At 71.5% G+C, this 25,307-nt stretch carries 25 protein-coding genes; 16 read left to right on the top strand and 9 right to left on the bottom strand.

The window, feature by feature from the left end; all coding sequences use genetic code 11:
* On the bottom strand, nt 1–554 hold a 554-nt coding region (locus B118_RS0118810; RefSeq protein ID WP_027657619.1), incomplete at its 3' end, for a dihydrofolate reductase family protein.
* A 339-nt stretch (nt 555–893) separates the two neighbouring features.
* On the opposite strand from B118_RS0118810, the gene B118_RS0118805 reads away from it, so the two are divergent.
* Together B118_RS0118805 and B118_RS0118800 are read left to right on the top strand one after the other, a co-directional pair.
* A complete protein-coding gene (locus B118_RS0118805) occupies nt 894–2,501 on the top strand; it encodes a DHA2 family efflux MFS transporter permease subunit (RefSeq protein WP_026185379.1) in 1,608 nt (535 codons plus the stop codon).
* A 182-nt stretch (nt 2,502–2,683) separates the two neighbouring features.
* Nucleotides 2,684–3,343, top strand: a complete 660-nt coding sequence (locus B118_RS0118800) for a DUF6642 family protein (RefSeq protein ID WP_018220933.1) — start codon at nt 2,684–2,686, stop codon at nt 3,341–3,343.
* On the opposite strand, the gene B118_RS0118795 is transcribed toward B118_RS0118800, so the two are convergent.
* Complete coding sequence (locus tag B118_RS0118795) at nt 3,337–3,981, bottom strand: NAD(P)-dependent oxidoreductase (protein WP_027646392.1); 645 nt, start codon at nt 3,979–3,981, stop codon at nt 3,337–3,339. The genes B118_RS0118800 and B118_RS0118795 overlap by 7 nt on opposite strands.
* A gap of 196 nt (nt 3,982–4,177) precedes the next feature.
* On the opposite strand from B118_RS0118795, the gene B118_RS0118790 reads away from it, so the two are divergent.
* The 6 genes from B118_RS0118790 (at nt 4,178) to ctaD (ending at nt 11,261) form a co-directional block, all read left to right on the top strand.
* On the top strand, nt 4,178–4,771 hold the full coding sequence (locus B118_RS0118790; RefSeq protein ID WP_018826473.1) for a pentapeptide repeat-containing protein: 594 nt from the start codon (nt 4,178–4,180) through the stop codon (nt 4,769–4,771).
* 174 nt (nt 4,772–4,945) lie between these two features.
* The gene (locus B118_RS0118785) at nt 4,946–5,377 is read left to right on the top strand and encodes a nitroreductase family deazaflavin-dependent oxidoreductase (protein WP_018220929.1); all 432 of its coding nucleotides are present in this window, start codon (nt 4,946–4,948) and stop codon (nt 5,375–5,377) included.
* A 278-nt stretch (nt 5,378–5,655) separates the two neighbouring features.
* Nucleotides 5,656–5,937, top strand: a complete 282-nt coding sequence (locus tag B118_RS0118780) for an adhesin (RefSeq protein WP_018220928.1) — start codon at nt 5,656–5,658, stop codon at nt 5,935–5,937.
* 346 nt (nt 5,938–6,283) lie between these two features.
* The gene (locus B118_RS0118775; protein WP_027646394.1) at nt 6,284–8,080 is read left to right on the top strand and encodes a glycoside hydrolase family 15 protein; all 1,797 of its coding nucleotides are present in this window, start codon (nt 6,284–6,286) and stop codon (nt 8,078–8,080) included.
* 136 nt (nt 8,081–8,216) lie between these two features.
* A complete protein-coding gene (locus B118_RS0118770) occupies nt 8,217–9,326 on the top strand; it encodes an FAD-dependent monooxygenase (protein WP_018812889.1) in 1,110 nt (369 codons plus the stop codon).
* Between the two features lie 174 nt (nt 9,327–9,500).
* On the top strand, nt 9,501–11,261 hold the full coding sequence (gene ctaD, locus B118_RS0118765; RefSeq protein ID WP_028193218.1) for an aa3-type cytochrome oxidase subunit I: 1,761 nt from the start codon (nt 9,501–9,503) through the stop codon (nt 11,259–11,261).
* Nucleotides 11,262–11,522: 261 nt separating this feature from the next.
* Here ctaD and B118_RS0118760 read toward each other — a convergent pair whose 3' ends face one another.
* From B118_RS0118760 to B118_RS0118750, 3 genes are read right to left on the bottom strand one after another with little or no spacing between them, the layout of a single operon-like run.
* Nucleotides 11,523–12,764, bottom strand: a complete 1,242-nt coding sequence (locus B118_RS0118760) for an MFS transporter (RefSeq protein WP_028193217.1) — start codon at nt 12,762–12,764, stop codon at nt 11,523–11,525.
* Nucleotides 12,765–12,804: 40 nt separating this feature from the next.
* Nucleotides 12,805–13,386, bottom strand: coding sequence for a nicotinamidase (locus B118_RS0118755; protein ID WP_018220923.1), 582 nt, complete (start codon nt 13,384–13,386; stop codon nt 12,805–12,807).
* 11 nt (nt 13,387–13,397) lie between these two features.
* Nucleotides 13,398–14,684 (bottom strand): nicotinate phosphoribosyltransferase, encoded by a 1,287-nt coding sequence (locus B118_RS0118750; protein ID WP_018220922.1) that lies wholly within the window; start codon nt 14,682–14,684, stop codon nt 13,398–13,400.
* A gap of 167 nt (nt 14,685–14,851) precedes the next feature.
* Between B118_RS0118750 and clpS the strand changes: the two genes are divergently transcribed.
* From clpS to rdgB, 8 genes are all read left to right on the top strand, one after another.
* The gene (clpS, locus tag B118_RS0118745) at nt 14,852–15,142 is read left to right on the top strand and encodes an ATP-dependent Clp protease adapter ClpS (RefSeq protein WP_018218759.1); all 291 of its coding nucleotides are present in this window, start codon (nt 14,852–14,854) and stop codon (nt 15,140–15,142) included.
* Between the two features lie 2 nt (nt 15,143–15,144).
* Nucleotides 15,145–15,639, top strand: a complete 495-nt coding sequence (locus tag B118_RS0118740; protein ID WP_018812891.1) for a DUF2017 domain-containing protein — start codon at nt 15,145–15,147, stop codon at nt 15,637–15,639.
* Between the two features lie 55 nt (nt 15,640–15,694).
* The gene (locus B118_RS0118735) at nt 15,695–16,183 is read left to right on the top strand and encodes a M67 family metallopeptidase (RefSeq protein ID WP_018812892.1); all 489 of its coding nucleotides are present in this window, start codon (nt 15,695–15,697) and stop codon (nt 16,181–16,183) included.
* Nucleotides 16,184–16,257: 74 nt separating this feature from the next.
* On the top strand, nt 16,258–16,596 hold the full coding sequence (locus B118_RS0118730) for a MoaD/ThiS family protein (protein WP_018220918.1): 339 nt from the start codon (nt 16,258–16,260) through the stop codon (nt 16,594–16,596).
* A gap of 12 nt (nt 16,597–16,608) precedes the next feature.
* Nucleotides 16,609–17,574, top strand: coding sequence for a PLP-dependent cysteine synthase family protein (locus B118_RS0118725; protein WP_018220917.1), 966 nt, complete (start codon nt 16,609–16,611; stop codon nt 17,572–17,574).
* A gap of 168 nt (nt 17,575–17,742) precedes the next feature.
* Nucleotides 17,743–18,489, top strand: coding sequence for an MBL fold metallo-hydrolase (locus B118_RS0118720; RefSeq protein WP_028193216.1), 747 nt, complete (start codon nt 17,743–17,745; stop codon nt 18,487–18,489).
* An 89-nt stretch (nt 18,490–18,578) separates the two neighbouring features.
* A complete protein-coding gene (rph, locus tag B118_RS0118715; protein ID WP_018220915.1) occupies nt 18,579–19,304 on the top strand; it encodes a ribonuclease PH in 726 nt (241 codons plus the stop codon).
* Between the two features lie 49 nt (nt 19,305–19,353).
* The gene (gene rdgB / locus B118_RS0118710) at nt 19,354–19,968 is read left to right on the top strand and encodes an RdgB/HAM1 family non-canonical purine NTP pyrophosphatase (protein ID WP_018220914.1); all 615 of its coding nucleotides are present in this window, start codon (nt 19,354–19,356) and stop codon (nt 19,966–19,968) included.
* 66 nt (nt 19,969–20,034) lie between these two features.
* Here rdgB and hutH read toward each other — a convergent pair whose 3' ends face one another.
* Genes hutH through B118_RS0118690 form a run of 4 tightly spaced genes read right to left on the bottom strand, consistent with a single transcriptional unit; the run spans nt 20,035 to nt 25,304 of the window.
* Nucleotides 20,035–21,573, bottom strand: coding sequence for a histidine ammonia-lyase (hutH, locus tag B118_RS0118705; protein ID WP_018220913.1), 1,539 nt, complete (start codon nt 21,571–21,573; stop codon nt 20,035–20,037).
* Nucleotides 21,561–22,739, bottom strand: a complete 1,179-nt coding sequence (gene hutI / locus B118_RS0118700; RefSeq protein WP_028193215.1) for an imidazolonepropionase — start codon at nt 22,737–22,739, stop codon at nt 21,561–21,563. The genes hutH and hutI overlap by 13 nt, the downstream gene beginning before the upstream one ends.
* Nucleotides 22,732–24,093 carry a formimidoylglutamate deiminase gene (locus B118_RS0118695; protein WP_018220911.1) on the bottom strand — a complete coding sequence of 454 codons (1,362 nt, stop codon included), beginning with the start codon at nt 24,091–24,093 and terminating at the stop codon, nt 22,732–22,734. The genes hutI and B118_RS0118695 overlap by 8 nt, the downstream gene beginning before the upstream one ends.
* Nucleotides 24,090–25,304, bottom strand: coding sequence for an allantoate amidohydrolase (locus tag B118_RS0118690; protein WP_028188902.1), 1,215 nt, complete (start codon nt 25,302–25,304; stop codon nt 24,090–24,092). The genes B118_RS0118695 and B118_RS0118690 overlap by 4 nt, the downstream gene beginning before the upstream one ends.
* Nucleotides 25,305–25,307 lie beyond the last annotated feature (3 nt).

Below are 25,307 nucleotides of genomic sequence, written 5' to 3'. Positions count from 1 at the left end.
AGGACGGTGTCGAAGTTGTCGAAGGTGCGTACGCCGAGGCGTCGGAGCGAGACCGGGTGTTCGAACAGCGGGGTGCCGCCGGCGAGGGCGGCTGGGCCGAGGAGTACGTGGATTTCGTCGATCAGGCCGTGCTGGAGGAGTCCGTTCCAGGTGGTCCGGCTGCCCCAGGTGACGATCTCCCTGCCGTCCTGTTCCTTGAGCTTGGCGATCTCGGTGGGGGCGTCGGCGCGGCTGATGATGCGGGTGTTGTCGGCCCAGGGGTGGTCGGCCGGCGGCGGGGAGGCGTGGTCGGAGACGACCACCTTGTCGACCACGTTGTAGATCTTGGAGAATTCGCGGTCGGCCTCGAAGGCGGAGTTGTCGTCGGCAACACCGGGCCAGTAGCTGGAGAAAATCGTGTAGGAGTTCGCACCGAGCAGTACGGTGTCGGCCGCTTGGAGCCGTTCGAGGTTGTAGGTGCCGAAACAGTTCTCCATCGGCACTGTCACGCCGTTTCCGGGGCCGTCGTAGAAGCCGTCCATCGACGCGGCACTGACCACGATGAGTTTTCGCATTCCGTTTCCTCTCGGTGCTCGTTCTGCGGTGGCCGGGAGGGAGGAGCGCAGCTGGGCCCTCACCCTCCGCTCGGTCGTCCTGGTTTCGTGGGTGGGACGGAGCGGGGGCGGCGATTTCGACATCGCCACCCGGGGCGGTCACGCCGTGACGAGGAACACCTTCCGGCGGGCTTCGGGGAGCGTCAAATTCGACGGCGGGCTGTCGGTGGGGAGGTCTAGTCTTCCTGCGGTTCCGTTCCTTCCTGCGGTTCCGCTTTTCCTGGCCACCCGCTGCCGATGGCGGGCGCCGTGGCGTGCCTGCACCGCCTTCCTTCGGTCAATCCGACATTAGGAGAATTCGTGACACAACAATCGGTCGCGTCCCCTCAGCCGGGCGCGACATCGGACAAGCTTGACGCCGCGGTGCTCAAGGTGGCGGGCGTGGTCGTGCTCGGCGCGATCATGGCGATCCTCGACGTGACGGTGGTCAGCGTCGCGCTACCGACCTTCCAGAGTGAGTTTGACGCGTCCTACGCCCGGGTCGCGTGGACGATGACCGGCTACACCCTCGCCCTGGCCACGGTGATTCCGCTGAGCGGGTGGGCGGCCAACCGGTTCGGCACCAAACGCCTCTACATGATCGCCCTGGCCCTGTTCACCATCGGATCCGGTCTCTGCGCCACCGCCGACACGATCAGCGAGCTGATCGCGTACCGGGTGCTGCAGGGCCTCGGCGGCGGCATGCTGATGCCGATCGGCATGACGATCATGACCCGGGCGGCGGGACCGCACCGAATCGGCCGGTTGATGGCCGTCCTGGGTATCCCGATGCTGCTCGGTCCGATCGGTGGGCCGATCCTCGGCGGTTGGCTGATCGACGTGGCCAGCTGGCACTGGATCTTCCTGATCAACCTGCCGATCGGGCTACTCGCCCTGGTCTACGCGCAGCTGGCCCTGCCGAAGGACGCTCCGGAGCCGTCCGAGTCGTTCGACTTCCTCGGCATGCTGATGCTCTCCCCGGGGCTGGCGCTCTTCCTCTATGGCGTCTCTACGCTGCCCGAGGTGGGCACCTTCGCCGACTCCGAGGTGTGGGTGCCGATGTTGATCGGCGCCGCGTTGGTGGTCTCCTTCGTCTGCTACTCGTTCAAGCCCCGGCACCCGCTCCTCGACCTGCGGCTGTTCCGGAACCGTCGGCTGGCTGTGGCGTCGGTGACGATGTTCGTGTTCATTGTCGCGTTCATGGGCGCCGGTCTGCTCTTCCCGAGCTACTTCCTGCAGGTTCGCGGGGAGTCGACCCTGCACGCCGGCCTCCTCATCGCGCCGCAGGGCATCGGTGCGATGGTGACGATGCCGATCGCCGGGACGCTCGCCGACCGCGTGCCGGTGGGGCGAACGGTGCCGTTCGCGCTGGTGCTGATCGCCGCCGGGTTCTTCACCTTCACGCAGGTTGGCCCAGAGACCTCGTACCTGTTGATCTGTGGCTCGTTGTTCGTCATGGGCCTGGGCATGGGCGGCACGATGATGCCGATCATGACCTCCGCGCTGCGGACGCTGACCGGGCCGGAGGTAGCCCGCGGCTCTACCCTGTTGAACATCATCCAGCAGATCGGTGGTTCGGTCGGCGCGGCGGTGATGTCGGTGATCCTCACCAACGAGCTGAACGGATCCCGGCCGATCCCCGGTCTGGCCGGTCCGAACGGTGAGCCGGTCACCGAGGCGGGCCTGGCGATCGCCGCCCAGCGGCAGCCGGAACTGGCCCAGCAGGTCCCCGACCCGACGCTCATCGAGCGTGGCCTCGCCTTCGCCGCCGACTCCTTCGCCACCACGTTCTGGGTGGCCTTCGTGCTGGTGCTGCTCACCTTCGTCCCGGCCGCGTTCCTGCCTCGGAGGCGGGAACGGTCGCGGTCCCACGACGACCAGCCGGGCAGCCAGTCGGGCGAGCCGAGCACGCCGGTGGTTGTCCACTGAACTCCGGTGTCGGGGTCGCCGCGGCGACCCCGACACCAGGGCATCGCCCGGGTCCACCCGGCGCCTGGGGCCCGGGACCGCCCGCGAGAGCCACGGCCCCGCGCGCCACACCAGGCGGTGCTAACCGGCCCACCCGCCGGCCAGCCGGTAACGTCGGCGCCGCCGACGAGGGGAGGTGCCAGGTGGCGCGCGGTGGCGTCTTCTGTGTCGAGGGCCAGTGGCACCGTGACCTCAACGAGCGCGGTTCCGTCCTACCCACCCTGGAACTGCTGGAGCGACTGAGTCGGATCCGGTTCATCCACAAGGACGCGGCGACCCGGGATGAACTGTTCTACTTCGTCGACCGGTGGCTGCTCAAGCAGTACGCCGACTACCGGGTCGGCTTCTTCGCCACCCATGGCGAGCCCAGCCGGCTGCGCCTGACCGACTGGGAGTCGGTGGCCCTCGCCGACGTGGCCGAGCTGATGGCTGGTCGCTGCGAGGGGCGGCGCCTCTACTTCGGCAGCTGCTCGGTGCTGCGCGCCAACGACGCGGTGCTGCGAGCCTTCCTGGAGTCCACCGGTGCGGCCCTGATCTGCGGCTTTACCCGGGAGGTCGACTGGGTGGAGTCCGCCGCCTTCGAGACCGTCCTGCTCGACGTGCTCGCCAACGGGCAGCGGCACAACGCGGCCGAGCTGCGGATGGGCTCGGCGCACTGGGCGCCGCTCGCCTCGTACCTCGGCTTCCGGGTGATCTACGCCAACGGCCGTGCCTGGCGCCCGCCGGTCCGCCCCCGGGTGCCCGTTCAACCCGCCCGGCCGCCGCACCCCCCGAACACCAGGCCGGCGGTACCGGGTCAGTAGGCGGCGGTGAAGCGGGTGTTCTCGTGCCGTGGGTTCTCGATCTCGTCAACGATCGCGACGGCCATGTCCTGGTAGCTGAGGACCGACCGGCCCTCGTGATCGGTTACCGGGTGGTCTCCGCCGGTGCGGTAGTGCCCGGTCCGGGCGCCGGGGTGGAACTCCAGCGGCGGAGGCGACACGTACGTCCAGCGCACCCCGTCGGCGGCGGAGCGGTAGTACGCCAGGGCGTCGGCCTGGCCCAGCGCCGCGTCCCGGTACTCCTGGGGAAAGTCGGGCTGGTCCAGGAACCGGTCGCCTCGTGGGGTGCAGAGCGTGGCGCCGCCACCCAGGTGGATGATCCGGGGCGGGTTCGGTGTCTCGCGCAGTGCGCTGACCAGCGTCCGCGCCGCGTCGAGCCAGAGGCCGCGTTCCCCGCCGCCGATCGCCACCACCAGCGCGTCGGCCTCCGGGGCCAACTCCCGTACGCTCCGCTCGCTGGTCGCGTCCCCGGTCACCACCTGCACCCCTGCCGGTAGGGACGAGGCGGTGGCCTCGGGCCGGCGTACCGCAGCGGTGACCCGGTGCCCGCGGTGGAACGCCTCCTGGGCGATCTGGGAGCCCGCGGTTCCGCCGGCCCCGAAGACGACGATGTTGCCCACGGACTCAGGCTAGGGATGCCGGCCGGCCCGCCGCCGGGAAATGCCTATCCCGGCCCGGCCGCCGCACCGACGCCAAGCGTTGCCGGCGCCGCCTCCTCGTTCGCTGTTGTTGTCGCCGTCGTCGTCGCCGCGTCGCCGTCGTCGCTGTGCCGGTTCGGTTGGCGTTGTTGTCGGTGCCGGTCAGTAGCCTGGCGCGATGCCGGATCAGCACGATGGGCTAACCCTCCGCGACGAGGACTGGTATGGCGAGGAGATCGCCGACCGGCACTACATCGGCTGCCACTTCGAGCGGGTCGATCTGACTGAGGCGAGCACCCAGGGAACGCTCTTCACCGGGTGCACGTTCGGCAACGTCAGCTTCAACGCCTCCCGACACGTGAACACCGCCTTCACGCGCTGCGTCTTTCGCCGCTGCAACTTCTTCGCCGCCGAGTTCACCGGCTGCAAGCTGGTCGGTAGCACCTTCGACCAGTGTGACCTGCGACCGTTGACGATCGTCGGCGGCGACTGGTCATTCGTCGCGCTCCCGGGTGCGGATCTGCGTGGTGCGCGCATCGTTGACGTCCGGATGCGCGAGGCCGACCTGATCCGAGCGGATCTGCGCGGTGCGACGGTCACCGGAGTCGACCTGTCCGGGGCGCAGTTGAGGCAGGCGAAGTTGTCCCGTGCCGACCTGCGCGGCAGCGACCTCACCGACCTTGATCCGATCGAGGTCGAGCGGGCCGGGGCGATCGTCAGCGCTGAGCAGGCGGTGGTGCTGGCCCAGGCGCTCGGCTTTCAGATCGGCTGACCCGGTCCTCCCGGCACCGCACCGCGCCGCCGCGACCGGAGCCGCCCGGGTGGTCGTGCGGTGCCGACCGGAGCTTGCTGGCTGCCGCTGCGTGGAGCGGGCGAACCGGTCGGGTGGCCGTGGGACGAGATAGCGTGATAGCGATAGATCGATCACAGAGGATGGGAGTCGCTGATGGCCGAGCAGGTGCAGGACAGTTCCACGGATTGGGTGGCCGACCACATCGCTCGGTACGAACGCACCGACGGCGCGGACGGGCACGAATTTCGGCCCGGCGTGTTCACGTTGCTGCTGACCACCCGGGGGCGACGGAGCGGTTCGCTGCGGCGTACCGCGCTGATCTACGGCCGCGACGGCGAGGGGTACCTGCTGGTCGCCTCTCAGGGGGGCGCGCCGAAGCATCCTGCCTGGTACCTCAATCTGCGCGACGATCCGCAGGTCCAGGTGCAGGTCGGTGCGGAGCGGTTCACCGCCCGGGCGCGGGTTGCGAGCCCGGCGGAGAAGCCGCGACTGTGGGCCACGATGGCGGGGATCTGGCCGGATTACGACGCGTACCAGGCCCGGACCGACCGGGAGATCCCGGTGGTGGTCCTCGAGCGGAGCTGACCGGCAGCTTGCCGCCGACCCCGGAGCGCGGGGCATCGTCGGGCCCGAGTAGCCCGGCGTCCGCCCCGCGTTAGCACGGTGGGTGGGGCCAGCGGGCCGGAGCACTGGTTTTCACCCGATCAGGTACGGGCTGGCGGCCCGGGATGACGCCGGCCTCGCCAGGGGGCACCGTTGGCGTGCGGGACCCGTCGCGGTCCCGCGCCACGGCGGTGATCGCCGCCGTTCCCCGGCCCCATCTGCGGCCGGTGGCGAATCCCAGGACCACGAGGAGCTCCGCCATGCTGACCATGACCGACAACGCCGTGTTGGTGATCCGTGACCTCGCCAATCAGCAGGACGTCGCGAATGACGGCGGGGTCCGGATCGCCGCCGATCCGGAGGAGGGCTCGCTCACGGTGCAACTGGTCGAGGGCCCCCTCGCCGGTGACCAGGTGGTGGACAACCAGGGCGCCCGGATCTTCCTCGACTCGGACGCGGCCGAGTTGCTCGGGGACGCCGCCGTGGACGTGACCGTTGACGAGGAGGGCATTGTGCAGTTCGGCTTCACCGAGCAGCCGTGACCCGAGCTCTCCTCGGTGCGCGCCCGTCCGGGCTGGCGCAGCTGGCAGCCGGTCTCCCACCCGAGCGCCCCACCGCTGCGCAGGCGGCGGTGGGGCAACGAGCGCACGGCGCCGTCCGACCCTGATCGGTACGTTGCCGCGCTTGGCCGTCTCCCACCAGCGCAGCCGTACGGCGGTACACCAGCGGGGACTTGGCGAGACCGGATCGATGCGGCCGGGCTGGAAGGCCGAAGGGCCGGTCGGCAGACTCTTCCCGCCCAGCCTGGGAGCAAACGGCGGGACAGCGGCGAATCGCCGGGCAGCTTCGAGCCGGTCTGACCGGGCGGGTTCGGGGTATCCGCGGTGGGTGGACCAGCCGGCGATCTCCGACTACGGGTTTCTGTCCGACTGTCGCTCCGGCGCGCTGGTCGGCCGGAACGGCTCCATCGACTGGTGGTGCCCGGACCGGTTCGACTCGCCCGCGGTCTTCGGACGGCTCCTCGATCCCGCGGCGGGCCACTGGCAGCTGGCTCCGGTCGGGGCGGACGCTCCGGGGTGTCGCGTGGAACGCGTGTACCGGCCGGAGACCCTGGTGCTGCGTACCGTCCACCACACGCCGCAGGGCAGCGTCGCGGTCACCGACGCGCTCGCCGCCGAACGTGGGGCGCGGGGGCACCAGCTTGGCCTGAACTCGCCCGCGGTGTTGCTGCGGTGCGTCGAAGGGCTCTCCGGGCGGGTACGGCTGGCGTCGGACTTCGTGCCCCGTCCGGACCACGGACTGCTCACCCCGTACCTGCACGACCAACCAGGCGGGACGGTGCTGGCCGTGGCCGGAGCGACGGTGGTGGAGCTCTGCTCGGACTCGCTGACGCTGTGCGCCGGTACGGACCGGGTGCACACCGAGTTCGAGGTCGCCGCCGGCGAGACGGTCAGCTTCGCGGCTGGCTACCGGGCGGCGTACGGTGCGCCGTCGGTGCGGCTGGACCCGTCGGCCATGCTGGCCGAGACGGTGCAGGCGTGGGAGGCCTTCCGGGAGACCCACCGGTACCAGGGCTGTTACCCGGAGCTGGTCCGGCACAGCGCGGTCGTGCTCACCGGGCTCACCTATGCCCGCAGTGGGGCGGTCGCCGCGGCGCTCACCAGCTCCCTGCCGGAGCAGCTCGGCGGAGACCGCAACTACGACTACCGGTACGCCTGGCTGCGTGACTTCTCGATGACGCTCCGCGCCCTCTGGGTGGCGGCCTGCCCGGCGGAGGCGTCCCGGCTGTTCACCTGGGCGGCGCATTCGATCGGCCAGGTCGGTGCCGAGCCGGTGCCGGTGCTGTTTGGGCTGGCGGGGGAGCGGGACATCTCCGAGCGCGTCGCGGAGCACCTGCGCGGGTACGCGGAGAGCCGCCCGGTGCGGTTCGGCAACGACGCCTGGCGGCAGCGGCAGCTCGACGTACCCGGTGAGGTGGTGGCGGCGGTGTGGCGCCTGCAGCACCTGCTCGGCGACCCGCTCGACCACGAGGTGCGCGAGATGGTGTGCGGGCTGACCGAGCAGGTCGCCGAGACCTGGCGGTTGCCGGACCGGGGCATGTGGGAGACCCGGGACGTCGATCGGCACTACCTGTCGTCGAAGGTGCTCTGCTGGGTGGCGTTGGACCGGGCGGTGGCGTTGGCGCCCCGGCTCGGCGAGCGCGCGGACCCCCGTCGTTGGGCGACGATCCGGGACGAGATCCGGGGCACCGTGCTGCGGTCGGGGTGGAGTGCGCGGGCCGGCGCGTACACCGGGGCGTTCGGCTCCGACGAGCTGGACGCCTCCGTGTTGTTCCTGCCGGTGGTGGGTTTCCTTCCGGCCACCGATCCGCGGATGCGGGCCACGATCGACGCGGTGGAGCGGGTCCTGGGCGCCGGGGGTGGGCTGATCCGCCGGTGGGAGACCGACCCGGCCGGTTTCCTGCTCTGCAGCTTCCTCCTGGTCGAGTGTCTGGTGCTGGCCGGGGAGCGGGAGCGGGCTGCGGCGCTGTTCGAGCGGGTGGCCGGGTACGCCAACGATGTCGGGCTGCTCAGTGAGCAGATCGACCCGGATACCGGCGCGCAGCTCGGCAACACCCCGCAGGCCCTGTCCCACATCGGTTTGATCAATGCCGCCTGGCGGCTGACCGACCCGACCACTGACTAGGGCGGGCCCGGCGAGTTGCCGGGGTTCCACCGCGTGCCCGGCGGCGACAGCCGAACTCTGGTGCGGGTCGATCGCCCCAAGTAATGTCTTGCCTCCAACGCGTGCCCCCCGACCCCTCCCGGAGGCGTACACCATCATGGGTGGCTTCCCCCTGCGCATTCTCGTCGTCGGTGCGGGTCTCGCCGGTCTTGCGGTGGCCCGGGCGCTGCGGATGGCGGGCTTTCGACCGGATCTGATCGACAAGCTCACCCCCAACGACCTGGTGGACAGCGGCCTGTTCCTGCCGGGCAACGCGGATCGGGCGCTGCGCCAGCTTGACCTGGACGGCCCGCTCCGCCCGCTTGGCCAGGTGATCCACCGGCAGTACTACCGCGACGCCACCAACGCGCCGCTCTGCGAGGTCGACCTCGACGCGCTCTGGTCCGGAGTCGGCCCGTGCCGGGCGTTGCTCCGCAGCGAACTGCATCGCGTCCTGCTCAGCGCCGCCGGCGGAGCCGTGCGGTACGGAGTTGGGCTCGACGCCGTTGACCTCTTTCCGACGACGGTCGGCATCACCTTTGCCGACGGTGTCATCGCCGAGTACGACCTGGTGGTCGGCGCCGACGGCCCGCGGTCCGAGGTCCGGGCCCTCGCCGCGCTGGGCGGCCCGCCCCGCCCCACCGGTCAGGTGGTCTACCGGGCCGTGGTGCGCGACGGGCCACCGGTGGCGGAGTGGACCGCGTTGCTCGGCCATCGGGCCGGCTTCCTGCTCGTTCCGGTCGGCCCCGGTCGGCTGTACTGCTACGCCGACGAGACCGGCGCCGTCACGCCGGCTGACCCGGTGGCCCGGCTCGATGAGTTGTTCTGCGACTACGGTGGACCGATTCCCGAGGTGCTGGACTGTCTGGACCAGGTGCACGTCACCGTGACCGAGGAGGTCGAGCTGGGTCGTTGGCGCCGGGGCCGGGTGCTGCTGGTCGGGGACGCCGCGCATGCCACCGCGCCGACCCTGTCGCAGGGCGCCGCGATGGCGCTCGAGGACGCCGTCGTGCTCGCCGAGTCGCTGCAGAAGTCGACCGGTGACATCGACGCGGCCCTGACGGCGTACGAGAGCCGCCGCCGCCCGCGGACCCGTTGGGTGCGGGACCGGACCCGGGACCGCAACCGGACCCGGGACGTCGCACCGGCGTTGCGGGACCCGCTGTTGCGTGGGCGGGGTGGGCGTATCTTCGGCGAGCACTACCGACTGCTCCTGGGACCACTGTGAGTCCATTCGGGGTGCCCTCCCCGAGGCGGAGAGCGGACATGCGACCCGGGTCCGGGCAGAGTACCCGGCCACCCCACGCAGCCGGGCCACCTGTCGGGGACTATCCTCCTTGCGGATGACGGCCGCTTACCGCACAGCGCGCCGAGCGGGACAACCGAGAACCGGAGGCCACTCGTGACCACCGTCGCACCCAAGCCGGTCGAGACCCGGCCCTGGCCGGTCCGAGAGCCGGTTCAGGGGTCGGCCCTCGCGCGGCTGCTGCGCACCACGGACGCGAAGCAGATCGGGATCATGTATATGGTCACCGCGTTCGCGTTCTTCATGATCGGCGGGCTGATGGCCCTGATCATGCGGGCCGAGCTGGCGCGGCCGGGGCTGCAGTTCCTGTCGCCCGAGCAGTTCAACCAGCTGTTCACGATGCATGGCACGATCATGCTGTTGTTCTTCGCGACGCCGATCGTCTTCGCCTTCGGCAACTACCTGGTGCCGATCCAGATCGGCGCCCCGGATGTCTCCTTTCCGCGGCTGAACAGCTTCGCCTACTGGCTCTTCCTCTTCGGCGGCACCCTGACCACCGCTGGCTTCATCACGCCGGGTGGCGCCGCTGACTTCGGCTGGTTCGCCTACACCCCGCTGAGTAGCGTGGAGCACTCGCCGGGCGTGGGCGCCAACATGTGGGTCGTCGGTCTGGCGATCTCCGGTCTGGGCACGATTCTCGGCTCGGTCAACATGATCACCACGATCCTGACCCTTCGCGCGCCCGGCATGACCATGTTCCGGATGCCGATCTTCACCTGGAACATGCTGGTCACCAGCCTGCTGGCGCTGCTGATCTTCCCGCTGCTGGCCGCCGCGCTCTTCGCGCTCGCCGCCGACCGCATCCTCGGTGCCCACGTGTACGACCCGGCGACCGGCGGGCCGCTGCTGTGGCAGCACCTCTTCTGGTTCTTCGGGCACCCCGAGGTGTACATCATCGCGCTGCCGTTCTTCGGCATCGTCTCCGAGATCATTCCGGTCTTCTCCCGCAAGCCGATCTTCGGCTACAAGGGCCTGGTCGCCGCGACCGTCGCCATCGCCGCCCTGTCGATGAGCGTCTGGGCGCACCACATGTTCGCCACCGGCCAGGTGCTGCTGCCCTTCTTCAGCTTCCTGAGCTTCCTCATCGCCGTCCCCACCGGCATGAAGTTCTTCAACTGGATCGGCACCATGTGGCGGGGGCAGATCAGCTTCGAGTCACCGATGCTCTTCTCGGTCGGCTTCCTGGTCACCTTCCTCTTCGGTGGGCTCACCGGGGTGCTGCTGGCCAGCCCGCCGCTGGACTTCCACGTCTCCGACTCGTACTTCGTGGTGGCCCACTTCCACTACGTACTCTTCGGCACGATCGTCTTCGCCGTCTTCGCCGGCATCTACTTCTGGTTCCCGAAGATGTTCGGCCGGATGCTCGACGAGCGGCTGGCCCGGGTGCACTTCTGGCTGACCATGGTCGGTTTCCACACCACCTTCCTGGTGCAGCACTGGCTCGGTAACGAGGGTTTCCCCCGGCGGTACGCCGACTACCAGGCCATCGACGGCTTCACGACGCTGAACATGATCTCCACGATCGGCGCGTTCATCACCGGCATCTCGACGTTGCCGTTCATCTACAACTGCTGGAAGTCGTACAAGTCCGGTCCGGTGGTCGAGGTCGAGGACCCGTGGGGGCACGGCAACTCGTTGGAGTGGGCGACCAGCTCGCCGCCGCCGTTGCGGAACTTCGACCGGATGCCGCGAATCCGCTCCGAGCGGCCCGCGTTCGACCACAAGTTCCCCGAGCTGGCCACCGGGCAGACCCTGACGGCCGGCCCGGCGGAGGGCGGGGTCAAGCTACTGACCAGGGAAGCCGACGGTGGCGCCAGCTACCAGGAGGACGTGGCGAGCGACCAGGACCACCGCTGACGCCTCGCCGTACGCACCGACGACGGGCGCCGCTCCGGGGAACACCCGGGCCGGCGCCCGTCGTCGGTCTTGGACCGGGCGGCAGGCCCGGTAGAACCACACCCCCGGTAGAGCCACACCCCCCAGCGCCGGGACCACCCGCCACCAGTCGGTGGCTGCCAGGTCGTCACCAGCGGGTGCCGGGGTTACCGCAGCGGTGGAGTTCCGTCCCGGTGACCGCTGCCGAGCCGCCCCCGGTAGCCCCACCGGTGCGGCAACAGCTCACGCAGCGTGGGTCAGCTCGGGCGTGGGAACGGGGGCCGGTGCCTCGGCTTCCCGGCGGCGGCGCCGCTGCACCGGGAGCACCGCCAGCGCGACCAGCGCACCAACCGCGCCGGTCACGGCGAAGCCCCAGGCCGGCGCGGACGCGTCGATGACGGCTCCGGCCAGCGGGGCGCCGACCGCGACACCGACGGTGATGGCGGAGCCGTGTAGCCCCATCGCCTCACCGCGGGCGTCCGCGGGCGCCAGCCGACTGGCCGCGTCCGAGGTGGCGGCGATGGTGGGGGCGCAGAGCAGGCCGGCGGGGATCAGCACCAGGCTGAGCAGCCACCAGTTCGCTCCGGCCAGCCCGACCGGGATCGTGGCGACGCCCAGCGCCGCCAGCAACACCAGCGGCGACGGGGACCGGCTGATCGCCCCGTACGCGAAGCCGCCGATCAGCGAGGCGAGCGCCCAGATGCCCAGTACGACGCCGGTGAAGCCCACATCGCCGTTGTCGCGCAGGACCGCGATCACGGCCACGTCCGTGCCGCCCAGCACCACGGTGGCGGCGGCGCTGACCGCCAGCACGGCGACCATCCGGGCGGTGAGCCACTCCCGCCGCGGCACCCTACGGCGCGGGCCGGCCGCCTCGCTGGCGCCCCGGACTGGCGGGTTGAGCAGGAAGAGCCCAATGCCGGCGGTGACGATGGCGGCGCCCACCAGATACAGCGTGGTCCGGGCGGAGATGGTGGTGACCGCCAGGGTGGCCAGGGCCGGCCCGATCATGAAGGCCAACTCCACCGAGACCGAGTCCAGCGCGTACGCGGGCCGGCGCTCCTCCGCCGGCACGATGGCCGCGATGGACTGGCGCACCACCGCGAAGATCGGCAGCGCCAGCGAACCGGCGAGGAAGGCGGCGGGCAGCAGCAGCGCGTACGGCAGCAGCGGCGCGGTGGACCAGAACACCGCCTCGGCGACGGCGGTCAACACCAGGACCGGCCGCAGGCCGCGCCGGTCGATCAGGCGACCCAGCAGTGGGCCGCCGAGGGCTGCGCCGACGGTGATCGCGGCGCCGGCCAGCCCGGCGGCGGCGTACCCCCGGTCGAGGTCCTGGACGACGTAGAACGTCAGGGTCAGACCGATCGTGGTGAGCGGGATCCGGGCGAGCACCGCCACGATCAGTAGGGCCCGGAGACCGGGCAGGGCGAGTGCCGCCCGGTAAGGCTTCAGGTTCACGTCGGTCCGTACCTCCGGGGACATCCTTGTCCGTGGGTCCGGCGGTCACCAACGTGTTATTGGCTCATGCGGCCCTGATCACAGGCGTTCCCTCGGTGTTGATCCCGGCGTCGGCGAAGGCCCGTAGTGCCGCGTCGGCCGTTTCGGGCCCGATGGCGGCTGTCAGGTCCAGTTGGACGGTGGTCCGGAACCCCTCGGCGGCCGCGTCCAGGGCGGTGGCCCGGACACAGAAGTCGGTGGCGAGCCCGACGATCTCCACCTGGTCGACCCCGTGCCGCCGGAGCCAGTCGGCCAGGCACTCGCCCTGGTCGGTGTGCCCCTCGAAACCGGAGTACGCCGCGGCGTGCTCGCCCTTGTGGAAGATCACCTCGATGCGGTCGGTGACCAGGTCGGGGTGGAATTCCGAGCCGGGCGTGCCCACCACGCAGTGCGGGGGCCACGAGTCGACGAAGTCCGGCGGATCGCCGAAGTGCGCCCCGGGATCGATGTGGTAGTCCTTCGTCGCCACCACGTGGTCCCAACGGTCCGGCGCGGTGGCGAGGAGCCGGCTGACCCCGGCCGCGACGCTGGCGCCGCCGCCGACCGCGAGCGAGCCGCCCTCGCAGAAGTCGTTCTGCACATCCACGATGATCAGTGCGTTGCCCATGTGCTGCTCCTTCAGTCGGCCGGTAGGACCGTGACCGGAATGGCCGGATCACCGGCGGAGAGTTTCAACCCTTCCCAGGGGATCGAGATCAGGCACTGCCGCAGGTGCTCCCGCGACTCGTCCAGCGTCGGCTGCGTGGCCACCGCACCCCCCGCCAGGTAGGTGCGTTGCAGCAGCCGGTCGTTGGGCTGCCGCTCCGGTACGCCCTGCGGCACGATCACCTCCTCGGTGGCGGTGCCGGTCGGCTTGTGCCGGCGGACCGCCACCTTGCGGCCGCCGATGGTGGCCTTCCGCTCGGAGCGCTTGACCACCGGGCGCCCCTCGACCTCGACGAGCTTGTACACCAGGCTGGCGGTCGGTGCGCCGGAGCCGGTGACGACGGCGGTACCCGCGCCGTACATGTCCACTGGTTCGGCGGCCAGCGCGGCGATGGCGTACTCGTCGAGATCGCCGGAGACGATGATCTTCGTTTCGGTGGCGCCGAGCGAGTCGAGCAGGTCCCGGGACTGCTGCGCCATGACCGCCAGGTCGCCGGAGTCGATCCGGATCGCCCGCAGGTCCGGCCCGGCCACCGCGATGGCGTTGCGGATGCCCTGGCTGATGTCGTACGTGTCGACCAGCAGGGTGGTGTCCTTGCCCAGCGTTGCCACCTGGGAGGCGAACGCCGTCCGCTCATCCTCGTGTAGCAGGGTGAACGCGTGCGCGGCGGTGCCGGCGGTGGGGATGCCGTAGCGCTCGCCGGCGGCCAGGTTGGAGGTGAACCGGAAGCCGGCCAGGTAGGCCGCGCGGGCCGTCGCTACCGCCGCCTCCTCGTGGGTGCGTCGGGAGCCCATCTCGATCAGGGTGCGTCCGCGGGCGGCGGTGACCATCCGGGTGGCTGCGGCCGCGGTGGCGCAGTCGTGGTTGAGCACCGACAACACCAGTGTCTCCAGCACGACGCATTCGGCGAACGTGCCCGAGACGGTGAGGATCGGCGATCCGGGGAAGAAGAGCTCCCCCTCGGCGTAACCGTCGATGTCGCCGGTGAAACGGTAGGCGGTGAGCCACTGCGCGGTGGCGTCGTCCACCACCCCGGTGCGCCGGAGGAAGTCCACCTCGTCCGCGTCGAAGCGGAAATTTCGGATCAGCTCCACCAGTCGGCCGGTACCTGCCACCACACCGTAGCGGCGACCGGTCGGTAGCCGTCGGCTGAACACCTCGAACACGCAGCGGCGGTCGGCGGTGCCGTCCCGCAGCGCGGCGCGGACCATGGTCAGCTCGTAGTGGTCGGTCAGCAGCGCAGGACCCAGGGTGCTCACCCGGCTCAGCCTAGAGTTCCCGCGTGGTACACGCCGTCCTGGTCCAGGAACATTCGCAGTGCCGGCCGTCACCCTCTCACGGGCCGGGGCGCCCGCGGTGGCGTCGCCCGGTGACCGGTCAGGGTTCCGGTTCCTCGATTCGGCGGATCCGGTGGCACGATGGGGGCATGGCGGCTCCACAGGTTGCACCACTCGAGACGCCGGACACCGACCAGGTGCCGGCGCCCGACCGACCGTGGGTGACGATCGTTTGGGATGACCCGGTCAACCTGATGGCGTACGTGACCTGGGTCTTTCAGAAGTTGTTCGGCTACAGCCGAGGGCGGGCCGAGCAGCTCATGCTGGACGTTCACCACAAGGGCAAGGCGGTCGTCTCCAGCGGCACCCGGGAACGGATGGAGCACGACGCGTCGCAGCTGCACGCGTACGGGCTGTGGGCGACGGTGGATCGGGCGTGAGTATGTTCCAGCGCTGCAGTGGTCACTACGTGGCCACCTTCGCGGTAGACGAGGTCCGGGTTCTGCGCAAGGTCGCCACCGAGGTGGTCGGCCTGCTCACCGACGCGTTCGACCACGCCGACCCGGTGGTCGTGCGGCTCTTCCCAGAGGTCTACCCGGACGACGCGGCGGACGCCGCCGAGTTTCGCCAGTACACCGAGGGCGACCTGAAGACGGCAAAGATCGACCAGGCTGGCGCGATCCTCGCGGCGCTTCCCGACGACGCCGGTGGCGAGGTCCGGCTCGACAGCGAGGCGGCCGAGGCGTGGCTGCGGGCGCTCAACGACGCCCGGCTGGCGATGGGTGTCCGGCTGGAGATTCGGGACAGCACCGATCTCGGCGCGGAGCTCGATGACGCGGTCGCCACGGACCCGGGGTCCAGCCGGATGTTCCAACTGTCGGTATACGCGTACCTGGGCTATTTGCAGGAGTCCCTGCTGAGCGCATTGATCGACTGATCCGTGACCGCCGCCACCTCGCCGGCCAGCACCGGCAGACGCTACGCTGGTTGGCGTGCTGAGCATTGACCGGGCGATCGTGGACGCGATCGTCGCCCATGCCCGCCGGGACCACCCGGACGAGGCGTGTGGCGTGGTCGCCGGTCCCGCCGGTAGCGACCTTGCCACTCGGCACATCCCGATGGAGAACGCCGCCCGTTCCATGACGTTCTACGAGTTCGACTCGATGGAGCAGCTGCGGGTGTGGCGGGAGATGGACGACCGGGACGAGGCGCCCGTCGTCATCTACCACTCGCACACCGCGACCGAGGCGTACCCATCGCGCACCGACGTCTCCTTCGCCGGTGAGCCCGACGCGCACTACCTCCTCGTCTCCACCCGTGAGCCCGACTCTGAGGAGATTCGCTCCTTCCGGATCGTGGCTGGCGTGGTGACTGAGGAGAAGGTCCGCATCCTGGACGCCGGGGTGGACCCGCACGCCGTGCAGTCCTACATGTTCGGGCAGAGCCCGGCGACGGTCGACTACGAGTGTTCCGGCCGCTGATCCCAGCGCGGTAACACCCACCCCATCACGTCCCGTCACCATTTCGGCATTTCCCGACTGAGGAGCACTGCATCATGGCCATCGAAGTTCGTATCCCCACCATCCTGCGTAGCCACACCAGCGGTGCGAAGATCGTCGAGGGGGCCGGCGACACGCTGGGCGACCTCTTCGCCGACCTGGACAGCCGGCACGACGGGCTGAAGGGCCGCCTGATCACCGACACCGGCGGGCTGCACCGGTTCGTGAACGTCTACATCAACGACGAGGATGTCCGCTTCCTGGGCGCGCTGGAGGCCAAACTCAGCGACGGCGACAGCGTGACCATCCTGCCGGCCGTCGCGGGTGGGGCCCTCGGCTTCGCCGCAGTGGCCGTTCCCCGCGGCCTGCGCGTCGGGTCGCCAGCCGCCCGCTGAGGGCGCGGCCCCGTGGCGCGCTACGACAGTCTGCTGGACGCCGGTGGCGGAACGCCCCTGGTCGGGCTGCCCCGGCTCGCGCCGGCGGTGCCGGCGGGGGCGCCGCCGGTGCGGCTCTGGGCGAAGCTGGAGGACCGCAACCCGACCGGCAGCGTGAAGGACCGGGCCGCGCTGTTCATGGTCCGCGCGGCCGAGGAGGCGGGCCGGCTCCGGCCGGGTGCCACGATCTTCGAGCCCACCAGTGGGAACACCGGTATCGCGCTGGCCATGGTGGCGAAGCTGCGCGGGTACCGGCTGGTGTGTGTACTGCCGGAGAATGTCTCCACCGAACGGGTGCAACTGCTGCGCATGTACGGGGCGGAAATCATCTTTTCGCCCGCCGCGGGTGGCTCGAACCAGGCCGTCGCCACCGCCAAGCAGATCGCTGCCGAGCACCCCGACTGGGTCCTGCTGTACCAGTACGGAAACGAGGCCAACGCGAAGGCCCACTACCTGACCACCGGTCCGGAACTGCTCCAGGACCTACCCACGATCACCCACTTCGTGGCCGGGCTCGGCACCACGGGCACGCTGATGGGCACCGGCCGCTACCTGCGCGAAAAGGTGGCGGGGGTCCAGGTGGTGGCCGCCGAGCCGCGCTACGGCGAGCTGGTGTACGGGTTGCGCAATATCGACGAGGGGTACGTGCCGGAGCTGTACGACGCCTCGGTGCTCACCCGGCGCTTCTCGGTCGGTACCCGAGACGCCGTGCTGCGGACCCGACAGCTGGTCGAGGTGGAGGGGCTCTTCGCCGGGCTCTCCACCGGTGCGATCCTGCACGCGGCGCTGGCGGTGGCGCACGAGGCGGTTCGGGAGGGGCGCCGCGCCGACGTGGCCTTCGTGGTCGCCGACGCCGGCTGGAAGTACCTCTCGACCGGAGCCTACGACGGCACTCTGGCCGAGGCTGAGAAGGCGCTGGAGGGGCAGCTCTGGGCCTGACCCACCATCTGGGACGGTGTCACGTTCGTGACACCTTTCCGGGGATGATTCATGCGTTCGGGTGGCCGAGCGTAGGCTGCGCAGCGTGGCGTACACGGCGGTTGGGAGAATGCTCCGCGGAGAGGCAACCGGCCCGGACACTGCAGAATGTGACAGTGAGACGACTCAATGCGACTGACAGTGTTGGGTTGCGCCGGGACCTTCCCCGGCCCGGACTCCCCCTGCTCGGCCTACCTGGTCGAGGCTGCGGGCTTCCGGCTCCTGGTCGACTTCGGCTCCGGGTCGCTGTCGACCCTCCAGCGTTACGTGGGGCTCCACGCTCCCGACGCCGTCCTCCTCACCCACCTGCACGGTGACCACTTCCTCGACGCCGCGCTCTACGTGGTGGTTCGCCGGTACGCCCCGGACGGCCCCTATCCGCCGCTGCCGGTCTACGGCCCGGCGGGCACACCGGAGCGGCTCGCCNCCCTCAGCGGAGTGCAGGACAGCACCGTCGAGGATGTGTACCAGTTCGCCGCCCTGACCCCGGGGACGTTCCCGATCGGCCCGCTGACCGTCACCGTCGACCGGGTCAACCATCCGATCGAGACGTACGGGGTCCGGCTGGAACACAACGGTCGGGTGCTCTGCTACTCCTCCGACACCGCCCCCTGCGAGGCGCTGCTGCAGCTGGCCCAGGGAGCCGACGTGTTCCTCTGCGAGGCGAGCTACCTCGATGGGGTGGACAACCCGCCGGATCTGCACCTGACCGGCGGGGAGGCCGGCGAGGTCGCCACCAAGGCCGGCGTCGGGCGGCTGCTGCTGACCCACCTCGTGGCGGCTTGGGGCAGCGAGGCGCAGACCGTCACGTCCGCCGCCACCGCCTACGCCGGCCCGCTCGAGGTGGTTCGACCGGGCGCGCGTTACGAGGTCTGACCGGCGCGGACCGGCCCGGACCTCGGCGGGTCGAGCCGACCGGGGGCACCCCGGGGCGGGCCGCCCTCGCCACCACATAGGGTGCAGACATGGCGCGACCTGACGGGCGGCTGCCCGACCACCTCCGACCGGTGACCCTGACCCGCGGCTGGAGCACCCATCCCGAGGGCTCGGTGCTGGTCGAGTTCGGCGCCACCCGGGTGCTCTGCACCGCCAGCGTCACCGAGGGGGTGCCCCGCTGGCGCAAGGGCTCCGGACTCGGCTGGGTCACCGCCGAGTACGCCATGCTGCCCCGCGCCACCAACACCCGCTCCGACCGGGAAAGTATCAAGGGGCGGGTCGGTGGGCGTACCCACGAGATCTCCCGGTTGATCGGCCGTAGCCTGCGCGCGTCGATCGACCTGAAGGCGCTGGGCGAGAACTCCATCGTGCTCGACTGCGACGTGCTCCAGGCCGACGGCGGCACCCGTACCGCCGCGATCACCGGCGGGTACGTGGCGCTGCACGACGCGGTGACCTGGCTCGCCACCCGCCGTTCCCTCGTCGGTCGGCCGGAGACGGTGATGCATCGCTCGGTGGCGGCGGTCAGCGTCGGCGTCATCGCCGGTGAGCCGCGGTTGGACCTCGACTACGCCGAGGACGCAACCGCCGAGGTCGACCTGAACGTGGTCTGCACCGGCGCCGGTGACTTCGTTGAGGTGCAGGGCACCGGTGAGGCGGGCGTCTTCAGCCGTGGACAGCTCGACGCCCTGCTCGACCTGGCCGTCGCCGGCTGTGTGGAGTTGGCCGAAGCCCAGCGGAAGGCGCTTTCGTGAGGATGGCTCCGCTGCTGGCTTCCGTGGTCGTGAACAAAGGTGACTCAGCATGAACAAGGTCCTGCTCGCCACCCGGAACCGGAAGAAGCTCATTGAGCTGCAACGCATCCTCGATGGGGCCCTGGGCGCGCACCGGATCGCCCTGATCGGCCTCGACGACGTCGAGGCCTACCCGGAGCTGCCGGAGACCGGCCTCACGTTCGGTGAGAACGCGCTGATCAAGGCCCGGGAGGGGTGTCGGCGCACCGGGTTGCCCACCATCGCCGACGACTCCGGCCTGGCGGTGGAGGCGCTCAACGGCATGCCCGGTGTCTTCAGTGCCCGCTGGGCCGGCCAGCACGGTGATGACCACGCCAACCTTCAGCTGGTGCTGAACCAGATCGCCGACGTGCCGGACGAGCATCGGGGCGCGTCCTTCGTCTGCACGGTGGCCCTGGCGCTGCCCGGCGGCAAGGAGCACCTGGTGGACGGCCGGCAGGCCGGTCGCCTGCTGCGGGAGCCGCACGGCGACGGTGGCTTCGGCTACGACCCGATCTTTCGCGGCGACGGGCAGGACCGGACGAACGCCGAGCTGACGCCGGCGGAGAAGGACGCGATCAGCCACCGCGGCAAGGCGCTGCGCGAACTGGCGAAGCTGGTCGCCAGGGTGTTGCCGCCGGCCTGACCTGCCGTACTCGGGCAGCGGCCACCGAACTCGGCAGCCGCTGCCCGGGCACGCCGAGCAGGAGGGTCAGGCCAGCGTCCCGACCTCACGTTCGATCGCCGCCCGAAGCTCCGGGCCGGCAATCACCGTACGGGCGGTCTCCAGCACCGGCGCGAGGAAGATGTCCGGGCCGGGCTCACCGGCGGCCCCGGCCAACGCGGCGATGGCGGCCCGTCCGGCCGGTGACGGTTGTAGCGGCGCCCGGAGCTGGAGCCCGCGGACCGCGGCGAGAAGCTCGACCGCGAGCAGACTGGTCAGGTTGTCCAGGACGGTCCGCAGCTTCTTGGTCGCCGCCCAGCCCATCGACACGTGGTCTTCCTGCATCCCGCTGGTGGGCAGGGAGTCCACCGAGGCGGGGGCGGCGAGTCGGCGGTTCTCCGCGACGATGCCGGCCGCCGTGTACTGGGCGATCATCAGCCCGGAGTTGACCCCGGCGTCGGGGGAGAGGAACGCCGGCAGGTCCCGGGAGCGGGTCACGTCGAGCAGCCGGTCCACCCGTCGCTCGGCGATCGCGCCGACCTCGGCGGCGGCGACGGCGAGGAAGTCCGCGGCGAAACCGAGCGGCGCGCCGTGGAAGTTCCCGGTGGACTCGACCCGGCCGTCCGGCAGGACCACCGGGTTGTCCACCACCGAGACCAGTTCCCGGCCCGCCACCTGTCGGGCGAAGTCCAGGGTGTCCCGGGCCGCGCCGGCGACCTGCGGCGCGCACCGCATCGAGTACGCGTCCTGCACCGCGTGCACCACGTCGTCGCGGTGCGACGCCATCACCGCCGAGTCCTGGAGCAGGCGGTGGATGTTCGCCGCCGAGGTGGCCTGACCGGGGTGCGGCCGGATGGCGTGTAGCTCGGGCTGGAACGGTCGGTCCGTGCCGAGCATCGCCTCGATGGCCAGGGCGGCCGTCACGTCGGCCAGGGTGAACAGGTGCGCGGCGTCGTGGTTGGCCATCAGCAGCATGCCGAGCATGCCGTCGGTGCCGTTGATCAGTGCCAGCCCCTCCTTGGCGGCCAGCTCGATCGGCGTGATACCGACCCGGCGCAGCGCCTCGCCGGCCGGGATCCGGTCACCGGCCGCGCCCAGCACCCAGCCCTCGCCGAGTAGCGCCAGCGCGCAGTGCGCCAGCGGCGCCAGATCCCCGGAGGCCCCCAGTGACCCGTGCTCGGGCACCCACGGGGTGACATCGTGGTTGAGTAGGTCCACCAGCGCGGTGGCGACCAGCGGCCGGACCCCGGAGCGGCCGAACGCGAGAGAACGGACGCGCAGCAGCATCATCGCCCGCACCACCTCGCGGGGCATGGCGGTCCCGACCCCGGCGGCGTGCGAACGGATCAGCGCGTGCTGTAGCTCGGCCCGCCGCTGTGGGGCGACGAAGGTGTTGGCGAGCGCCCCGAAGCCGGTGCTCACGCCGTACACCGGCTGGCCGGCGGCCTCGATCCCGTCCACGACGGACCGGCTGTTGGCCATCGCGTCGATCGCCGTCGGGTCGAGGACGACCTTGGCGTTGCCGCGGGCGACGGCGAGCACGTCGGCGGGGGTGATCCCGGTTGGCTGGATGACTACGGTCGACATTGCGGTTCTCCGTTGTGCAGGACCTGGCGGATCAGTGGCACCCCCGGCCGGTAGGCCAGGTGCAGGTGGGACGGGGCGTCGAGGATCATCAGGTCGGCCCGGGCGCCGGGCGCCAGCCGACCCACATCGGTACGGCGCAGCGCCGCGGCGCCGCCGGCGGTCGCCGCCCAGACCGCCTCGGAGGGGCTCATCCGCATCTCCCGGACGGCCAGCGCGATGCAGAACGGCACCGACGAGGTGTACGACGACCCGGGGTTGCAGTCGGTGGCCAGCGCCACGGTCACGCCCGCGTCGAGCAGCCGCCGGGCGTCCGGGTAGGGCGAGCGGGTGGAGAACTCCGCCCCCGGCAACAGGGTGGCCACGGTCGTTCCGTCGGCCCCGACGAGCGCGTCGACGTCGGCATCGGTGAGGTGGGTGCAGTGGTCGACGCTGGCCACCCCCAGCTCCACCCCGAGCTGGACCCCCGGGCCCGGACCAAGCTGGTTGGCGTGCAGCCGGGTGTCCAGCCCGGCGGCCTGCCCACGGGTCAGGATCGCGCGGGTGTGGTCGGCGTCGAAGGCGCCCCGCTCACAGAAGACATCCACCCAGCGGGCGTACGGCGCGGCGGCGGCGAGCATCGGGCCGCAGACCAGGTCGACGTAGTCATCCGGCCGGTCGGCGTACTCGGCGGGGACGAGGTGCGCCCCGAGGAAGGTGGTCTCCGAGCTCACCTCGGCGGCGATCCGCAGCGAGCGGGCCTCGTCGGCGACGGTGAGACCGTACCCGCTCTTGATCTCGATGGTGGTGGTGCCCTGCCGCAGCGCCTCCGCGTGTAGCCGGCGGGCCGTGGCGCGTAGCTCGTCGTCGGTGGCGGCCCGGGTCGCGCCGACCGTGGTGCGGATGCCGCCGCCGGTGTACGGCTCGCCGGCCATCCGGGCGGCGAACTCGACCGCCCGATCCCCGGCGAAGACCAAGTGGGCGTGGCTGTCCACGAAGCCGGGCAGCACGGCCCCCGACTCGGCGTCGAGGCGTTGATCGGCGGCGGGCGCGTCCCCGCTCGGCCCGACCCAGGCCACCACGCCGTCCTCGACGAGCACAGCGGCGTCGCGGCGGATGCCCAGCGGCCCCTCCCCGGCGGTCGTGTTGGTGACCAGCTCTCCGATGTTGTCGAGCAGCAGGCTACTCATGCGCTCCGGTCACCTCCCCGATCGACGTGGCCAGCTCGGTGGGGACGTCAACGGTGCGGTGCCGTCCGTCCCGCACCACCACCTGGCCATCCACCACCACCTGGTGAACATCCCCCGCGGTGGCGGCGAAGAAGGCGCCGGCCGCCGGTACCCCCGCGGTCCGCGGGCTGTCCAGCCGGAGGGTGACCAGGTCGGCCCGGTCGCCCACGGCGAGCCGGCCGGCGTCGCCCCAGCCGAGGGCGGCGTGCCCGGCGGAGGTGGCCGCGGTGACCAGCTCGCCGACGGTGAAGTGCCCGCGTCGTCGGGTACGCAGGCGCTCGTCCAGTTCCACCGCGCGCGCCTCCTCGAAGAGGTCCACCACCGCGTGGCTGTCGCTGCCGAGACTCAACGGGCTGCCGGCGTTGGCCAGCCGGCGGGCCGGTCCCATCCCGTCGGCGAGGTCCCGCTCGGTGGTCGGGCAGAGGCAGACCCCGGTGCGGCTCTCCCCGAGCAGGGCCACGTCCGAGCTGGTGGGGTGGGTGGCGTGCACGGCGGTGGTGTGCTGGTCGAGGACTCCCCGGTCGGCCAGCAACCGGGTGGGGGTGCAGCCGTGCGCGGCCCGGCAGGCATCGTTCTCGGCCGGCTGCTCGGAGAGGTGCAGGTGCAGCGGGATGCCCCGCTCCCGCGCCGCGCCGGCCACCGTCGCCAGTTGGTCGGCGGGCACGGCCCGCACCGAGTGGATCGCCGCGCCCGCCCGGACGTGCGCGTCGGTGGGGGTGAACGCCGCTGCCCGCTCCGCCCAGCGCACCGCGTCCCCGTCGCCGAAGCGTCGCTGCGGCCCGGCCAGTGGCTCACCCGCCACGCCGGCGGTCAGGTAGCAGGCATCCAGCAGGGTCAGCCGGATCCCGGCGTGCGCCGCCGCCTCGACCAGGGCGGCCCCCATCGCGTTCGGGTCCGCGTACGGGGTGCCGTCCGGGCCGTGGTGCAGGTAGTGGAACTCGCCGACGCAGGTGATTCCGGCCAGCGCCATCTCCGCGTAGCCGGCGCGGGCGAGTGCGAGGTAGTTCTCCGGGTCCAGCCGGGCGGCCACCTCGTACATCCGGTCCCGCCAGGTCCAGAAGTCGCCGCGACCGCCGTGGGTGCGGCCGCGCAGCGCGCGGTGGAAGGCGTGCGAGTGGGCGTTGGCCAGCCCCGGCAGGGTCAGCCCCGGCAGGCGGACCGCGTCGGCGAGGACCTCGACCCCGGTGGTCGGCCGGCCCTCGGTGCTCAGCGGGGTGACCGCGGTGATCCGGCCGGCAGCGGACTCGATCAGCACGTCCGGGGTCGGCTCGGGCTGCTCGGGTAGCCACGCGTACTCGGCCAGCCAGCGGGTCATGTCAGCTCCTCCAGCGCGGCGGTGAGGGCTTGTACCCCGGCCGCGCAGTCGTCGTCGTTCGCCGACTCCGCGGGGGAGTGCGACACCCCGGTGGGGTTGCGGACGAAGAGCATCGCGGTGGGCAGGTGTCCGGCCAGCACACCGGCGTCGTGCCCGGCCCCGGTCGGCAGCACCGGCGCGTCGAGCAGTCGGGCGAGCCGGTCGGCCAACCCACCGTCGAACGCGACGAGGGGCGTGGCCGACTCCTCGGTCAGCCGCAACCCGGTGCCGTCGCGTCGGGCCCGCTCGGCGGCCCGGTCGTGGACCGCCTCGACCAGCCCGGCGAGGGTCTCCGGCTCGGCCGCGCGGGCGTCCAGCCAGCCGGTCACCGCAGCCGGGATGGCGTTGGTGGCGTTCGGCTCCACCCGTACCCGGCCGACCGTGGCGTGGGCGCCGAGCCGCCGGGCCTCCTTGTTGGCGGCGAGCACCGTGAACGCGTACGTGAGCATCGGGTCGCGGCGATCCATCATCCGGGTCGTACCCGCGTGGTTTCCCTCACCGGTGAAGTCGAAACGCCACCGGCCGTGCGGCCAGATCGCGCTGGCGACGGCGACCGGAGCGGCCTGCTCGACCAGGGCCCGGCCCTGCTCGACGTGGAGCTCGACGAAGGCGGCGAAGCGGCCGAGCAGCTCCGGCCGGGCGCCGGCCGGCGGGCCGCCCAGCGCCTCGGCGAAGCTCACCCCGGCCGGGTCGCGCAGCTCGGCCGCCTGCTCGACCGGCAGCGCCCCGGTGAGCAGCCGAGACCCCAGACACGGTACGCCGAACCGGGCGCCCTCCTCCTCCACGAAGGCGGCGACCGCGATCGGCCGGGTGGGGGTGGCGCCGGCGGCGCGTAGCTCGTCCACGGCGAGGAAGGCGCTGACGATGCCGAGCGGCCCGTCGTACGCCCCGCCGTGCGGTACCGAGTCGAAGTGGCTGCCGGTGAGCACCGCGTTCCCCGCCTCCGGGGCGCCCCACCAGGCGAAGAGGTTCCCGTTGCCGTCCTCGGTCACCGGCATGTCACGCTGGTCGGCCTGGGCCCGGAACCACTCCCGCAGCCGCAGCTCCGGGTCGGTCAGCGCGTACCGCAGGTACCCGCCGCTACGGTCATCCCGGCCGATCGGCGCGATCTCGTCCCAGAGCCGCCGGAACCTGCGTGGAAGGGAGCCCTCCACCACCGGATGCGTCAACACGGA

This window comes from Salinispora pacifica CNR114 (genome assembly GCF_000514775.1).
GTDB lineage: Bacteria > Actinomycetota > Actinomycetes > Mycobacteriales > Micromonosporaceae > Micromonospora > Micromonospora pacifica.
This window is presented reverse-complemented; position numbering and strand designations above follow the sequence as displayed.